The organism is Virgisporangium aurantiacum (assembly GCF_016863635.1).
In the GTDB taxonomy this organism is placed as follows: Bacteria; Actinomycetota; Actinomycetes; order Mycobacteriales; family Micromonosporaceae; genus Virgisporangium; species Virgisporangium aurantiacum.
The window spans coordinates 398,008-413,382 of sequence record NZ_BOPG01000003.1 but is presented as its reverse complement, the minus strand read 5'-3'; the positions used below and the strand labels follow the sequence as shown (position 1 = coordinate 413,382).

12 protein-coding genes are annotated in these 15,375 nt (G+C 71.3%); 7 read left to right on the top strand and 5 right to left on the bottom strand.

The features are described from left to right. Positions 1 to 459, top strand: a 459-nt coding sequence (locus tag Vau01_RS02495) for an HPF/RaiA family ribosome-associated protein (RefSeq protein WP_203986564.1), incomplete at its 5' end; no start/stop codon positions are given. On the opposite strand, the gene Vau01_RS02490 is transcribed toward Vau01_RS02495, so the two are convergent. Then, on the bottom strand, positions 437 to 1,567 hold the full coding sequence (locus Vau01_RS02490; RefSeq protein ID WP_203986647.1) for a GNAT family N-acetyltransferase: 1,131 nt from the start codon (positions 1,565 to 1,567) through the stop codon (positions 437 to 439). The genes Vau01_RS02495 and Vau01_RS02490 overlap by 23 nt on opposite strands. Before the next feature lie 164 nt (positions 1,568 to 1,731). Here Vau01_RS02490 and secA point away from each other — a divergent pair, with 164 nt between their 5' ends. Beyond that, a complete protein-coding gene (gene secA, locus Vau01_RS02485) occupies positions 1,732 to 4,797 on the top strand; it encodes a preprotein translocase subunit SecA (RefSeq protein WP_203986562.1) in 3,066 nt (1,021 codons plus the stop codon). Positions 4,798 to 4,860: 63 nt separating this feature from the next. Here secA and Vau01_RS02480 read toward each other — a convergent pair whose 3' ends face one another. Further along, positions 4,861 to 5,598 (bottom strand): Rv3235 family protein, encoded by a 738-nt coding sequence (locus tag Vau01_RS02480; RefSeq protein ID WP_203986560.1) that lies wholly within the window; start codon positions 5,596 to 5,598, stop codon positions 4,861 to 4,863. A gap of 148 nt (positions 5,599 to 5,746) precedes the next feature. After that, entirely contained in the window at positions 5,747 to 5,989 is a 243-nt protein-coding gene (locus tag Vau01_RS02475) for a helix-turn-helix domain-containing protein (RefSeq protein WP_203986558.1), read from the bottom strand. 53 nt (positions 5,990 to 6,042) lie between these two features. Here Vau01_RS02475 and Vau01_RS02470 point away from each other — a divergent pair, with 53 nt between their 5' ends. Next, positions 6,043 to 6,549: a DUF6912 family protein gene (locus tag Vau01_RS02470; protein WP_203986556.1), complete on the top strand. Its 507-nt coding sequence runs from the start codon at positions 6,043 to 6,045 to the stop codon at positions 6,547 to 6,549. Here the strand turns inward: Vau01_RS02470 and Vau01_RS02465 are convergent. Next, the gene (locus Vau01_RS02465; protein WP_203986555.1) at positions 6,476 to 7,411 is read right to left on the bottom strand and encodes a hypothetical protein; all 936 of its coding nucleotides are present in this window, start codon (positions 7,409 to 7,411) and stop codon (positions 6,476 to 6,478) included. The genes Vau01_RS02470 and Vau01_RS02465 overlap by 74 nt on opposite strands. Positions 7,412 to 7,473: 62 nt before the next feature. Here Vau01_RS02465 and pruA point away from each other — a divergent pair, with 62 nt between their 5' ends. Then, on the top strand, positions 7,474 to 9,102 hold the full coding sequence (gene pruA, locus Vau01_RS02460; protein WP_203986553.1) for an L-glutamate gamma-semialdehyde dehydrogenase: 1,629 nt from the start codon (positions 7,474 to 7,476) through the stop codon (positions 9,100 to 9,102). Here the strand turns inward: pruA and Vau01_RS02455 are convergent. Continuing rightward, positions 9,099 to 11,345: a helicase-associated domain-containing protein gene (locus tag Vau01_RS02455; RefSeq protein ID WP_203986551.1), complete on the bottom strand. Its 2,247-nt coding sequence runs from the start codon at positions 11,343 to 11,345 to the stop codon at positions 9,099 to 9,101. The genes pruA and Vau01_RS02455 overlap by 4 nt on opposite strands. A 162-nt stretch (positions 11,346 to 11,507) precedes the next feature. Here Vau01_RS02455 and Vau01_RS02450 point away from each other — a divergent pair, with 162 nt between their 5' ends. From Vau01_RS02450 to prfB, 3 genes are all read left to right on the top strand, one after another. Then, positions 11,508 to 13,427: a serine/threonine-protein kinase gene (locus Vau01_RS02450; protein ID WP_203986549.1), complete on the top strand. Its 1,920-nt coding sequence runs from the start codon at positions 11,508 to 11,510 to the stop codon at positions 13,425 to 13,427. A gap of 157 nt (positions 13,428 to 13,584) precedes the next feature. Beyond that, the gene (locus Vau01_RS02445; protein WP_203986546.1) at positions 13,585 to 14,100 is read left to right on the top strand and encodes a PadR family transcriptional regulator; all 516 of its coding nucleotides are present in this window, start codon (positions 13,585 to 13,587) and stop codon (positions 14,098 to 14,100) included. 17 nt (positions 14,101 to 14,117) lie between these two features. After that, positions 14,118 to 15,227: a peptide chain release factor 2 gene (gene prfB, locus Vau01_RS02440; protein WP_203986543.1), complete on the top strand. Its 1,110-nt coding sequence runs from the start codon at positions 14,118 to 14,120 to the stop codon at positions 15,225 to 15,227. Positions 15,228 to 15,375 lie beyond the last annotated feature (148 nt).

The window sequence follows — 15,375 nt, the reverse complement described above, 5'->3', positions numbered from 1 at the left end:
ATCCGGGCCGAGGCGTGTGCCGCCGATTTCTACAGCGCACTCGACGCCGCCATCAGCAAGCTCGAGAGCCGCCTTCGCCGGGCGGCCGACCGGCGCCGCATCCACCGCGGGCGGCGTGCACCGGTCTCTGTCGCGGCGGCCACCGCGCCGCTCGCGGCACCGCAGATGGCGTCGGTCGCCGTCGCGGAACCGGCGGCTCAGCACACCGACTGGCCCACCAACGAATCCCACGATATGGAAACCTGGGACGATTCACAGGACGACGATCAGCCGTGGCGGCTCGTCCGGGAGAAGGAACATCCGGGCGAACCGATGACGGTCGAAGACGCACTGTTCCACATGGAGCTGCTTGGCCACGACTTCTACCTGTTCAACGACAAGGAGTCGGGGCGGCCGAGCGTGGTGTACCGACGCCGCGCGTACGACTACGGGGTCCTCAGCCTGAACGTGAGTTCGTGAGGTCCGTGGCAAGCAGGGCGTAGGAGACCACGTCGGCGCGGCCGCCCCCGGGGGCGGGAAGGTGGCCGCGCTGATACCCCTCCCGGGTGAATCCCACCCTGGTCAGAACCTGCTGCGACGCCGTGTTTCCCGGATCTGTCCCGGCCACGAGCCGGTTCAGCCCGGCACCGCCGTCGGGCCGGCCGGCCAGGGCCCAACCACTCAGCAGCCGCGCCGCGCGGGTCGCGATACCGCGACCGCGCCATTGCCGGCTGAGCGAGTACCCGAGGTTCGCCACCCCGGCCGGCGACAGGTCGAACAGCCCGATGTCGCCCGCGAACGCGCCCGACGCCGTGTCGAGCACCGCGAGGTGCGCCCGGGTGCCGGCCAGCCAGTGCGCCCCGGCCCGGGCGCAGATCCGCGACACCTCGGCCGGCTCCAGCGGGCCGGTACGGTAGGCGGCCGCGATGACGTCCGGGTCGCGGTGCAGGCCGTACATGGCCTCGCCGTCGGCCGGGTCGAGCGGGCGCAGCGTCACCGTGCCGTCGGTCAGCCGGCCGTCGGCCAGGTCGGGCAGTACCCGGTGAACCGGGCCGGGCGGGTCGTCGGCGAGCCGGGACCACACGATGAGGTCGTGCCGCCCGCCGGTGCGGGCCAGCGCCGAGTTCCGCTGCACCGCCTCCCGCCGGAACCCGGCCGCCAGCGCCACCCGCTGCGACGACGTGTTCTCCCACTCGGTGCGCAGCTGCATGCGGCCGTAGCCGCTGGCGAACGCGTAGTCGGTCAGGGCACGGGTGGCGGCGGTGGCGGTGCCGCGGCTCCGGGCCCACGGCGCCACCCAGTAGCCGATCTCGCCGTTGCCGTTCTGCTCGTGGGTGATCCCGATGCCGCCGATCAACTGGTCGGTTGTCGGATCGGCGATCGCGAAGTTCCCGCCGCCGCGCTCGAACGCGGCGAGCGAGCCCTCCCGGACCCACCAGTCGGCGTCGTCGAACGTGTACGGGCTGGGCAGCATCGGCAGGTACCGCTGGCTCAGCGGGTCGTCGCAGGCCGCCTGGACCGCCGCGATGTCGTCATCGCGGTAGCGACGCACCCGGACGCCGGCGCCGTCGATTGACTCGGCGACCAGACCGAACCGCTGCGACGTTGATTCCATGGGTGGCGATACTGCCATCACCCCGCCCGACGTCCACCTCGGCCGCCCGAAACGCCCCGCTTGTCGGGCGCTGTGGGCAAGCGACCCACCTATACGCCTACGATGGTTGCCGCAGGACGTTGAGGGAGCGCTGACCCGTGTCGATTTTCGAGAGAATCCTTCGTGCCGGCGAAGGCCGAATGGTCAAACGGCTCAAGGCCGTGGCCAAGGCCATCAACGACATCGAGGAGAATTACACCGAGCTCACCGATGAGGAACTCGCGGCTCTGACCGAGCAGTTCCGGGAACGGTTGGAGGACGGTGAGACGCTTGACGACCTGCTGCCGGAGGCGTTCGCTGCGGTCCGCGAGGCGGCGCACCGGGTGCTCGGGCAGCGGCCGTACGACGTCCAGCTCATGGGCGGGGCGGCGCTGCACTGGGGCAACATCTCCGAGATGAAGACCGGTGAGGGAAAGACCCTCACCATCGTGCTCGCGACGTACCTCAACGCGCTGTCCGGCAAGGGCGTCCACGTGGTCACCACGAACGACTACCTGGCCCAGCGCGACGCCGAGTGGATGGGCCGGGTGCACCGGTTCCTCGGTCTCACCGTCGGCGTGATCCTGCCCAACGTGCCGGCCAGCGAGCACCGCGCGGCCTATCTCTGTGACGTCACGTACGGCACCAACAACGAGTTCGGCTTCGACTACCTGCGCGACAACATGGCGTGGTCGAACGAGGAACTGGTGCAGCGCGGCCACAACTTCGCGATCGTCGACGAGGTCGACTCGATCCTCATCGACGAGGCCCGCACCCCGCTGATCATCTCCGGTCCGGCCGAGCAGTCGGCCCGCTGGTACGGCGAGTTCGCGCGCGTGGTCAAGCGGCTCGACTCCGGCAAGGCCGACAAGGACGGCGGCGGCGAGATCGACTTCGACTACGAGGTCGACGAGTCCAAGCGCACCATCTCGATCACCGAGCGCGGCGTCGCCCGGGTCGAAGACCAGCTGGGCATCGACAACCTGTACGAGTCGGTGAACACCCCGCTGGTCGGCTACCTCAACAACGCGCTGAAGGCCAAGGAGCTGTACCGCAAGGACAAGGACTACGTGGTCAGCGACGGCGAGGTGCTGATCGTCGACGAGTTCACCGGTCGCATCCTGCACGGCCGGCGCTACAACGAGGGCATGCACCAGGCCATCGAGGCCAAAGAGGGCGTGGAGATCAAGCAGGAGAACCAGACCCTCGCCACGATCACGCTGCAGAACTACTTCCGGCTCTACGAGAAGCTCGGCGGCATGACCGGTACCGCGCAGACCGAGGCGGCCGAGTTCAACAAGGTCTACAAGGTCGGCGTGATCAGCATCCCCACCAACCTTCCGATGATCCGGGCCGACCAGTCCGACGTGATCTACAAGACCGAGAAAGCGAAGTACAACGCCGTCGTCGACGACATCGTCGAGCGGCACGAGGCGGGCCAGCCGGTGCTCGTCGGTACGGTCAGCGTCGAGAAGAGCGAGCTGCTCAGCCAGATGCTGCGCCGGCGCGGCGTGCCGCACGCGGTGCTGAACGCGAAGTTCCACGCCAAGGAAGCCGAGATCATCGCGCAGGCCGGCCGCCGCGGTTCGGTCACGGTGGCCACCAACATGGCGGGACGCGGTACCGACATCCTGCTCGGCGGAAACCCCGAGTACCTGGCCGCCGCCGAGCTGCGCCAGCGCGGCGTCGAGCCGGAGACCGAGGAGTACGAGGTCGCCTGGGAAGACGCGGTCGACCGGTGGAAGAAGCTCTGCAAGGAGGAGCACGAAGACGTCGTCGACGCCGGTGGCCTCTACGTGCTCGGCACCGAGCGGCACGAGTCCCGCCGTATCGACAACCAGCTCCGCGGCCGCTCCGGCCGGCAGGGCGACCCGGGCGAGTCCCGGTTCTACCTGTCCCTGCAGGACGAGCTGATGCGCCGGTTCCGCGCCGGTGCCGTCGAGGCGGTCATGGACCGGCTCAACATCCCGGAAGACCTGCCCATCGAGTCGAAGATGGTGTCGCGCCAGATCAAGAGCGCGCAGACCCAGATCGAGGGCCAGAACGCCGAGATCCGGAAGAACGTCCTCAAGTACGACGAGGTCCTCAACCAGCAACGCACGGTCATCTACGCCGAGCGCCGGAAGGTCCTCAACGGCGAAGACCTGGGCGACCAGATCCGCAACATGCTCGACGACGTCACCACCGCCTACGTCACCGGCGCCACCGCCGAGGGCGTCGGCGCCGAAGACTGGGACCTCGACAAGCTCTGGACCAGCCTGAAGCAGCTCTACCCCGTCTCCCTGACGGTCGACGACCTGATCGGCGAGGCCGGCGGCGAGGAGGGCCTGAGCCCCGAGCTGCTGGAGGAGCGCCTCAAGGAGGACGTGAACGCCGCGTACGACGCCCGCGAGGAGGAACTCGGCGAGGAGGCGGTCCGGGAGCTGGAGCGCCAGGTGCTGCTCGCCGTGATCGACCGCAAGTGGCGCGAGCACCTGTACGAGATGGACTACCTGCAGGAGGGCGTCGGCCTGCGCGCCTACGCCCAGCGCGACCCGCTGGTCGAGTACCAGCGCGAGGGCTTCGACATGTTCCAGCAGATGCTCGACGGCATCAAGGAGGAGGCCGTCGGCTTCCTGTTCAACCTGGAGGTCCAGGTCGAGGCCGCCGAGGCCGCGGTCGAGGAGCCGCACGTCGAGATCCACGCCAAGGGTCTGGGCGCCCAGCGCCTGCCCCGCAACCTCCAGTACTCGGCTCCGACGATCGACGGCGCGGCCGGCTCCGGTGCGGTGGCCGTCGAGAGCCAGGAGTCCGCTCCCGCACTGGGTGTGGGTACCGAGAAGCCCCGGCCGGCCCGCGGCCGCGGCGGTGCCCGCGCACCCCGTCCGGTGCCCACCACCAAGCAGGTCGGCGGCAACGCCACCGCCAGCCGCAACGCCCTGGGCCTGGGCGGCGGCGACGGTGCCGCCCGGGCCAGTGCCGCCACGAGCGGCGCGGCCGGCGGTGGCACGGCAGCCGGTACGGCAGGCGGGGGCACGGCAGCCGGCACCCGCCGATCCGGGCCGGCGTCCCCCACCGCGGCCGGTGCCCGCAAGCCGTCCCCGGGCCAGGCCTCCGCGACCGGCGGCCCGTCCCGGAACGCACCGTGCTACTGCGGCTCCGGTAAGAAGTACAAGCGCTGCCACGGCGCTCCCGGCGCCGAATAACTTCGACACACCGACCGGCCTTCCCGCACACACGGGAAGGCCAGTCGGCGTTCGGGTCGGAGCTCAGACGACCTGCACCAGCTTGCAGAGCCAGACGTCTGCCGGCCGCTCCATCCGGACGGCCATCGCCCAGGTGTGGATCCCGTATCCGAGCACCACGGCGGCCTCGATCACCCCGTCCCGCGGTTCGCAGGTCCGCATCCCGAGCAACCGCACCCGCGGCGGCGTCGCCACGGTACGGCCCGGGCGGCCCAGGTACGTCCGGTTCGTGCGGCCGACCAACTGGTCGGTGACCTGCTTGAGATCCGCCGGTGCGGTGACGGCCCGCAGGTGACTGACGGCCCGGTGGCCGTTGAGAATCTCGACGGCCACGCCGACGAATCGCTGGGCCGCCATGGCTCCGGGTGACGGTTGGCGCCGCCCCAATCCGGGCCCAGGTCCGGCGGCCGCTTGCGCAATGCCGACGGCCTTCCCAGGTTGGGCCGCTCCGGGATGGGCGGTCCCGGGTTGGGCGGGGCTGCCTTCGGCGGCGCCGACCGAAGCCGCCCCGGGGATCTCGGCCGGACCGCGTGGGGGACGTGGCGTCACCGGACGCTGGGTACGCGGACCCCGCCCGGGTTGAGCCAGCACGCCGGCCGCACCGGCGCCGGCCGCACCGGCACCCGCCGCGACGTGACCGGCGGACGCGGCCAGCGGCCAGGTCGGGTCGTCCTCGTCGTCGAACGGAGGCTCCAACCGGGGTGCCCGGCGGATCCGGACCGGCGGGTAATCGGTGGCGACGGCCACGGTGGGCGCAGACATCCCGAACGCTCCGATCTTGCGTTTGCTTTCGATTGCCTTCAGTAACCCTCCACAAAGTTGTACCGGCCCGGAGGCAAATCACTCAAGACCCTTGCGTTTACCTTCGTTTGCCTACGACGGGCAAAGAGACAACTCACCCAAATCCCCACTACGGGGTGTCGTCCTCGGGTTCGTCGCGGAGGACGAGGGGGTTCGCCTGCACCCAGGCGGCGGTTTCCGCATACTTGCGCTCGATGTACTCCTCGAGTTTGGAGCGCTCCACGCGCCACTGCCCACGGCCACCCACCTTGATGGCGGGTAGATCACCGCTGCGCACCATGTGGTACACCTGCGACGATGTGACGTTGAGGATTTCCGCAACGTCTGACATCTGCAGGAACCGGGGCTCCATAGCCTCAGTTTGCCATCGTTAGCCTTCGACACGACGTACAACCCGGAGGATCCGTGACCACAGGGCTGGTGCGCGTCTACCTGCCCGCGACGATCGCCCAGTTGGGCCCGTTGCGTCTCAAAGAGCCGTTCGGCCCGTCACCGGTGGCCCACGCCGTCACACCGGACCTCCGCGAGTGGTACGCGGAGGGCGACGAGGAGGAACTCGAGTATGTCGCGTTCACCCGCGCCGCGCAGGAGGCCCTGCGGCTGCTCCGCCACGATCCGACGGCAAAGCGGCGTCGGGTGGTCATCTCGGCCGACGTCCCCGCGCACACCGTGGGCCGGCTCGACCGTGACCTCGGGTCGAGCCTCGTCCAGGTGAGCAGCCCGGTGCCGTTCGAGGCGGTGGCGGCGATCCACGTCGACAGCGCCCACGCGGAGGAGGCGGTGGCGGCGGCCGCCGCGGTGGTCGAGGAGGCGGCGGCCGGCGATCCCGACGCGCAGTTCACCGTCGACGGCGCTGAGGACCACGAACTGGAGTGGTACGACCCTTCCGAGCTTGATCAGGTGCTGCCGTAGCCGGTGCCAGCGTGCGCCCGTGCACGATGATCGCCACCACGGCACCGGTGAACAGCACCACCAGCGCCGTGCTCAGGCGGGTGTCGGCCACCAACCGCAGCGCGCGCTCGTCGAACGTGTCGTTGCCGCTCATGGCGCGCAGCAGCGGGGTGCCGCCGATGCGCGTCGCCACGTCGGCGATCAGCAGGAGGAGGCCCGGCGCCGCGCCGGCGGCGAGGTGCGCGGGCCACTTCAGGCCGCTTTTCCGAAGATAAAGGGACGCGGAGAGCCCGGCGACCGCGCCACCGATGAGTGCCATCGCGAAGCCGATCTGACCGACGGCGGCCAACTGGGCGGCCACGGACTCGTCGCCGGCGATCGCCTCGCGTAGGCGTCCACCGAAAAGCCCTTCGACGAAGCCGAGGGCGAACCGCACGAGGCTGCCGACCACCCCGGCCACGACGACGGCCGGCCACGGGACCCCGCCGAGCGCGCCACCGGCGGCGGCCGCCACCGCCATCGCGATCGAGAGGGAGACGAGCGCGGCGGCCGTGCCGTACCCCAGCAGCACCGCGCCACCGGCGACGGCGCCGAGCAGGAGCCCGATCCCCGCGCCGGCGAGCACCCGCCACCGGGCCTGGACGAGCATGCCGCGCGCGGTGAGCCAGCCGACCACGACGACCGCGAGCGCGGCACCGGCGACGATGCCCGACGCGATGAGCAGCGGCATCGACAGCGTCGCGTTCACCAGCGCCACCGCGGGCTCGGCCTCGCCGACCACCGAGGCGTGCGTGACCACCAGCGTCGCGACGAACCAGGCAACGCTGATGGCGGCCACTACCAGCGGACCCCGGCCGCCCCTGGTGGTTGGCTCGTCCGTCATGCGCGCCAGCCTAACCGTGGCACGATGAAGCTTCCTGGCCACCCTTACCTTCGGAGACGTCAATGGATGCCGTTCTCTCGGTTCCGGAACCCCGGAACGAGCCGGTTCTCACCTACGCGCCCGGCACCCCGGAGCGCGACCGGTTGCAGGCGCGGTTGGCCGACCTCGCGGCCGAACGTCTCGACCTGACGATGACTATCGACGGGCGGGAGCACACCGGTACCGGCGACCCGATCGACGTGGTGCAGCCGCACCGGCACGCACACGTGCTCGGCGTCACGCGCAACGCGTCCACGAAAGACGCGGAAGCGGCCGTGACGGCCGCGACCAACGCCGCGCCGATGTGGCGCGATCTTCCCTACAGCGAGCGCGCGGCGGTGTTCCTGCGCGCCGCCGACCTGCTCGCCGGCCCGTGGCGCGAGACGCTCAACGCCGCCACGATGCTCGGCCAGTCGAAGACCGCGCAGCAGGCGGAGATCGACGCGGCGTGCGAGCTGATCGACTTCCTGCGCTTCAATGTCCACTTCGGACACTGGTTGCTCCAGGACCAGCCGCGGTCGTCGGCCGGCGTGTGGAACCGGTTCGACCACCGTCCGCTGGAAGGGTTCGTCTACGCGATCACGCCGTTCAACTTCACGGCGATCGCCGGGAACCTGCCGTCGGCGCCGGCGTTGATGGGCAACACGGTGGTGTGGAAGCCGTCGCCGACGCAACAGTTCGCCGCGCACTTCACGATGCGGCTGTTCGAGGCCGCGGGGTTGCCGCCGGGCGTCATCAACATGGTGACGGGCGACGGCCTGGCCGTGTCGGAGGTGGCGCTCGCGCACCCCGACCTCGCGGGCATCCATTTCACCGGCTCGACGGGTACGTTCCAGCACCTGGTGAAGACCGTCGGCGCGAACATTGCCGGCTACCGCACCTATCCGCGGCTGGTCGGCGAGACCGGTGGCAAGGACTTCGTGATCGCGCACCCGTCGGCCGACCCCGACGCGTTGGTGACCGCCCTCGTGCGGGGCGCGTTCGAGTACCAGGGACAGAAGTGTTCCGCCGCGTCGCGGGCGTACGTGCCGGCGTCGTTGTGGAACGCGGGGGTGCGCGACAAGCTCGTGTCGGTCGCGGAATCGCTTACCTACGGCGATGTTTCCGACTTCGCGAACTTCGGCGGCGCGGTGATCGACCGGCGGGCGTTCGACAAGCACAGCGCGGCGCTCGACCGCGTGAAGAACTCACCGGCGTGCACGGTGCTCGCGGGCGGCACGGCCGACGACGCCGAAGGATTCTTCGTGCGGCCGACGGTGATCGAGTGCTCCGACCCGGGGCACGAGGTGTTCACCACCGAGTACTTCGGGCCGATCCTCGGCGTGCACGTGTACCCCGACGAGACGTTCGACGACGTGGTCGCGCAGGCCGAGGGCATCGCACCGTACGCGTTGACCGGCGCCATCTTCGCCACCGACCGGGCCGCGATCGACCGGGCGACGCACGCGTTGCGGTTCGCGGCCGGCAACTTCTACATCAACGACAAGCCGACCGGTGCCGTGGTCGGCCAGCAGCCGTTCGGCGGCGCGCGGGCCAGCGGCACCAACGACAAGGCCGGCTCGTGGCAGAACCTGGTGCGGTGGGTGAGCCCGCGCACGCTCAAGGAGACGTTCGTGCCGCCGACCGATCACACCTACCCGCACATGGGTTAGGGACGCGACACCGACAGGATCCGGTTGAGCGCGAACGCCCGCTCCTCGTTGCGGAGGTGGCACCACGCCAGCAGGATCCTGTCGTCGACGATCTCCGTCGGGTTGATCAGGCGGCTCGACCGCTCGCCGCGCTTGTTGACGTACTCGATGTGAACCGGAAGCTCGTTGGCGATGGCGTCGTCGAAGATGTCACCGGCCTCCGGTGGCGCCTCCTCCGGCGGGTCCTGGGCGCTGATGAGCCTCTTCGCCAGCGCCGCGGCGTCGGCGGGACGCACCGACGGGGTGCGCCGGCGGACCCGCCGGACGGTGGCTGGCCGCTCGGCCCGGCGCTGCGCGGGGACGTCGACCAGCACCTCGCCGGTGGCGTCTTCGGCGACCGGGGCGTACCCGGCGGCCCGGAGCGCGGCGAGAGTCTCGGCGGGCGGCCGGGTGCTCGCCAACACGGTGGGATTGAGCGCGGCCAGGCCGAGTGCGGCGAGCCGGCGGTCGGCGACCACCTCGGCCAGCAGCGCCGGGTCGAGCCCGTGCAGCACGCACCCGACCGCGCGGACGCGGAGCGAGCCGTGCCGGCGGGCCACGTCGTGGATCAGGTAGTCGACGGCCTGCGGCACCGTGCCCGCCGCGCGGAGCGACTCGACGAGACCGTCGGGGGTGGCGCCGCCGTCGAGCGCCGCCCGCACCGACGCCGGCGTGAACCGCCACACCGACGCGGCGCCGCGCGCCTCCCGCACCGCGCACGAGTCGAGCAACCGGCTGAGCGTCACCGACGGCGTGCCGGACACCACCGCCGTGAGATCGGCCTGGAACGTCGCCTGCTCGGCGGGCTCGGTGACCAGTGCCTGCGCCGCCGCGACGAGATCGGTGCCGTCGAGCACCGCCCGCCCGAGCGGGCTGATCGCGCCGCGGGCCACCAGCCCCAGGGCCACCGTCTCCCGCCACAACCGCAGGACGACCGTGGCCGGCTCCTCGCCGGGTAGGTCGAGCGCCAGCGGCGCGTGCCAGGTGAGCAGCGGGATCAGCAGCGACCCGCTGGCCGGCAGCGCGCCGCCGACCTCGCCGAGCACCGCGAGCAGCGTGTGGCGCAGGCCCTCGGTGCCGGCGATGCCGTACTCGGACCGGAACGGCACGCTGCGTGTGCGTTCGCGCGGCCGCTCGTACCAGGCCTCGACGAGCGTGGCCAGCCGCACGGCGGGCGGCTCGGCGGCCCACGCGTCGAACTCGGTGCTCGGCAGCGCCTCGTCGAACGTGCCGGCCAGCACGCCCGCGCCGGACGCGAGCTCGATCACCAGCCCGACCTCGAACTCCGACGCGCCGGTTTCCTTGCTGACCCGCTTGATCTCGCGGGCACCCACCCCACCGGCCTTCAGCAGCGCGAACGGTGCCGCGTCGAGGACCGCCGTGACCGTGCTGAGGAGCGCCGTCGCCGCGGCCGCGGCCTCGCGCTCGACGGCGGCCGCGTCGGCGACCGCGAGCGGGGGCAGCGGCGGGCGCGGCACGAACGGGGCGTGCCAGCCGGGCCCGCGCAGGGCGAGCGAGACCTCGCGCGGCATCTCGGCCCGCTCCCAGCCGTCGCTGACCAGGAGGCCGCGTTCGACCGCCCAGCGAAGACCGTCGGGCAGGTAGCCGAACTCGCCCTCGACCTGCGGACCGCTTGCAGTCACCTCGCGGAGGAACGCGGCCACCTCGTCGGGCGCGGTGTCGACCAGCTCGCGGACCACCTCGGCGTCGCCCAGCCGCTCGGCCACCGCGTCGATCGCGGCCTGCTTGTTGCGGCCGGCCAACCGCAGGCCGATCCGCTCGCCGACGCGCCGCACCTCGTCGACCGGGCGGCCCTCGAACAGCGTCGCCGCCGGCCGGCCCAGCCCGAGCGGGAACTCGAAGCCACTACGCAGTGGACCGACCAGCACCACCTGATCGCCGACCGGCCAGGCCAGGGCGCGCTGGTACAGAACCTCGAGCGCGGCGGTGAACTCCGGATCGTCGCCGGCGCAGCCGAGCAGGTTCGCGAGGTCGTCTCGCGCCACGGAACCGGCACCCGGCGCCAGCATCGCCTGCGCGGCCTCGGCCAATTGGACGGCCGGCGCGCAGAGCCCACGCAGCGTCGCGTGAACGTGATGGTGCTGGCTGAGCCGCCCGGCAAGGTCGCTCAGGTCGCGCAGCGTGGGGGCGGCGGCCGACTCGGGGCGCCGCACCAGGATGCCGGCCAGCTCGGCGGGCGCGAGGCCACGGAGCCAACGGGACATCGAATGGGCTTGCACAAGCTCTGAGGTTACGCCGTGTGTACGACAAAACTCTTGACCGAGGAGGTGTCCCCGATTCGTGCCACGGTTCGGGCGGCTTCGATTCCTGGCGACCTTGCGCACGTAGCGTCTCCTTTCGATAGGACTGCAACGGGAGGCGTACTCATGGATGGCCAGGTGCTCGACGGCAGGTACCGTCTGGACGCCGAGATCGCGCGCGGCGCGATCGGCGTCGTCTGGCGGGCGGTCGACATCACCACCGGCGAAGCGGTTGCGATCAAGCTGCTCCGCCCGGAGGCGGCCGCCGCTCCCGACCTGGTCAGTGGCTTCCTCGCCGAGGCGGAGATCCTTGCCGGGCTCGACCACCCGGGCATCGTCCGGGTCCGCAACCTGATCACCGCCGACGGCGTGACGGCGTTCGTCATGGACCTGGTGTCCGGTCCGGACCTGCGGCGCCGGCTGCGCACGGGTGGCCCGCTACCCGCCCAGCGGGTGGCCGCGGTGGTGGCACAGGTCGCCGACGCGCTCGGCTACATCCACGCCCTCGGCATCACCCACGGTGACGTCAAGCCCGGCAACGTCCTGCTTCCCGACGACGGCGGCCCGGTGCGGCTCGCCGACTTCGGCGTGGCCCGCCGCTCCGGCCAGCCCGCCGGCCCGATCCTCGCCACCCCCGAGTACGTGTCGCCCGAGGTGGTCGCCGGTGACCCGCCGGTGCCGGCGGCCGACATGTACGCGCTGGGCATCGTCATCTACGAACTTCTGTGCGGCCGCAGCCCGTACCGCGGCGGTCCGCCCAGCGACGTGCTACGCCGGCACGCCGCGTGCGTCCCGGTGCCGCCGTCGGGCATGCCGACCGCGCTGTGGGACATCGCCGACGCGTGCATCCAGCTCGATCCGCGGCTGCGGCCGACCCCGGAGACCGTGGCCTCGCGGCTGCGGGTGGCCGAGGCCGGCCTGGCCGACCACCCCGCGCTCTCGCCGTTGCCGGCTGGCGCCGTGACGTACTGGCCGCGCTCGGCCGAGGTGACCGCACCGATGACGGCCGCCCTGCCGAAGGTCGCCTGGGTGCCGCTGGCCGCCGCTCCGGTGTCGCCGGCGGGTACCGACGCGGCCCGCTTCGTGGCCGTTCCGGTCGACTCGCCGGAGGCCGCCGCTCAGGGGGCCGCGGCTCAGGAGGCCGGGCCGGGGGTCGTGCCGGCCGCCGGACCGGTGGCCGCGTCGGCGGCCGGCCTGGTTCCGCCGCCGGGCGCGGCGTCGAGCGTTTCGGCACCGCCGTCGTCGGTGGCGCCGGTGCCCGTTCCGGTTCCGCCGGTCGCTCTGGAGGCGCGGGCCGAACCGGTCACGCTGGAAGCCGGGTCGGTTCCCGCGAACGAGCGGACCGTCGACACCCGCAAGCCCGACCCGCCCACGCTGGAGCAACCGGTCTCGGGTCCGCCGATCTCGGGCGGCCCGGTCTCCGGAAGCCCCGTGTCGCCGGTGCCGATGTCGAGCGGCGGCCCGATGGCGGCCGGTCCGGTGTCGGGTGGTCCGGTGTCCGGCGGTCCCGTGTCGCCCGGTCCCGGTGTCGCCGCGCCGTTCCCGATGTTCGGTGCGGCGCCGCCGGACGCGCCCGACATCCTGCCGCCGGTCAGCCCGGCACCGGTCTCCCCGGCGCCGAACCACGACCGGTCGCGCCGCCGCACGCCGGTGCTCGCCGGCCTCGCGGCCGCGGTGCTGATCCTTCTGATGATCGGTGCCGGCGTTTTCCTGGCCACCAACGTGTTCGACGGCGACAAGCGGCCGACCGGATCGGTCGGCGAGGCACCCGGTCAGGACGGCACGCCGTCGGCGCCGGCGTCGCCGAGCGGTGCTCCGTCGTCGTCGGCTCCGTCGACGACGGACGGCAGCGGCGGCCCCGGCACGGGCGACGGAACCGGTGGAAACGACGGCGGAAACGGAACCGGAGACGGAAACACGGGGAACGGCAACGGAAACGGCGGCAACGGGACGGGCGGAGACAACGGCGGCGGCGCCGACGTCCCCGATTTCCCCGGCGGCATCGGTGATCCGCTCCCACCGATGCCCACTCCGCCGCGCCGATAGCCTTACGGCACAACGGATCTGGACTGACCACATGTGACTGTCCCGATCGGACGTCCACTCGCGACTGTCCGGTCGGGACAGTGCACAGTGGAGTCTGCTGGCGGTGAAATCCCGGAAAATCCTGGACTGTCGGCCGTTGAAGTGGCAATTTGGTGGCATGGCCGATTCTGGACTCAACCCCACCGCGGCGGCGCTGCTCGGTCTGCTCCACGACGGGCCGATGACCGGCGGGCAGCTGATGGTCTCCGCGCAGAAGCGGCTCGGCTCGTACTGGTCGATGACGCGCAGCCAGGTATACCGGGAACTGCCGGCGCTCGCCGAGGCCGGATTCGTGAAGCTCGGTAAGCCGGGGGCCCGGTCCAGCCAGCCGTACTCGATCACGCCCGCGGGCAAGCGTGCGTTCGTCCGGTGGCTGAGTGAGCCGGCGGCCCGCGAGGTGATGCGAAGCCCGCTCGCGTTGCGGGTGGCGTTCGGCGCGCACCAGTCGGCGGCGCAGTTGCAGCAGGCCTACGCGGAGGCCACCGACTACCACACCGGTGCCCTCAACGAGGCGCGCGACCTGGCCAAAGACGCGAAGAAGGACGGCGACGAGTTCGGCACCGCGTCGCTCGAACTGGCGGCGGCCTACCACCGCGCCGCGCTCGCCTGGCTGAAGAACGCTCCGACGAAATAAGCGCCTACAGTTAGAGAGTGACTGTCGCCGACCACTCCGAAGCTCTCACCGCGCTCGACTCCACCCTGCGGAACATCGAGGCGGTGCTCGATCTCGACCGGATGCGCAAGGAAAAGGGCTCTCTCGAGGAGCAGGCGTCGGCGCCCGACCTCTGGGACGAACCGGCCAAGGCTCAGGTCGTGACCTCCCGGCTGTCCTACGTCCAGGGTGAGATCAACCGTGTCGAGAAGCTGCGCTCGCGGCTCGACGACGCGCGCCTCCTCCTGGAAATGGCCGAGGCCGAGGGCGACGCCGCATCGGTCGACGAGGTCGGCACGGAGATCGGCGCGTTACGCAAGCAGATCGACGAGCTCGAGGTCCGCACGCTCCTCAGCGGCGAGTACGACTCGCGGGAGGCGCTGGTGTCGGTGCGGTCGGGCGCCGGCGGCGTCGACGCGGCCGACTTCGCCGAGATGCTGCTCCGCATGTACCTGCGCTGGGCCGAGCGGCACGGCTACAGCACCGAGGTCTACGACACCAGTTACGCCGAGGAGGCCGGCATCAAGTCGGCCACGTTCGCCGTCAAGGCGCCGTACGCGTTCGGCACGCTGTCGGTCGAGTCGGGCACGCACCGGCTGGTGCGGATCAGCCCGTTCGACAACCAGGGCCGCCGGCAGACCAGTTTCGCCGCGATCGAGGTGGTTCCGGTCGTCGAGCAGACCGACCAGATCGAGATCAACGACGACGATCTGCGCGTCGACGTCTACCGCTCGTCCGGTCCGGGCGGGCAGGGCGTCAACACCACCGACTCGGCCGTGCGGCTGACCCACCTGCCCACCGGCATCGTGGTGTCCTGCCAGAACGAGCGCTCGCAACTGCAGAACAAGGCGACCGCGATGGGCGTTCTGAAGGCCAAGCTGCTGGCGCTGAAGCAGGCCGAGGAGGCCGCGAAGATCGACCAGATCCGCGGTGACGTGCAGGGCTCATGGGGCGACCAGATGCGTTCATATGTGCTGCACCCGTACCAGATGGTGAAGGACCTGCGCACCGAGTTCGAGACCGGCAACCCGTCGGCGGTGTTCGACGGGGAGATCGACCAGTTCATCGAGGCCGGCATCCGGTGGCGCCGACAGCGGGCGGCTGAGTAAGTTACACGTTCCGTGACTGCTTGTGATGCGGCGCACATCACAGTTACATAATTTAGCTTGCGTGGCCTCGTGGTTCGTGCTGCGTTTCTCCGTACATTAACCGCGAATCGGGCAACGTCGCACACGCCGGTCTTGGCGAATCCGTACC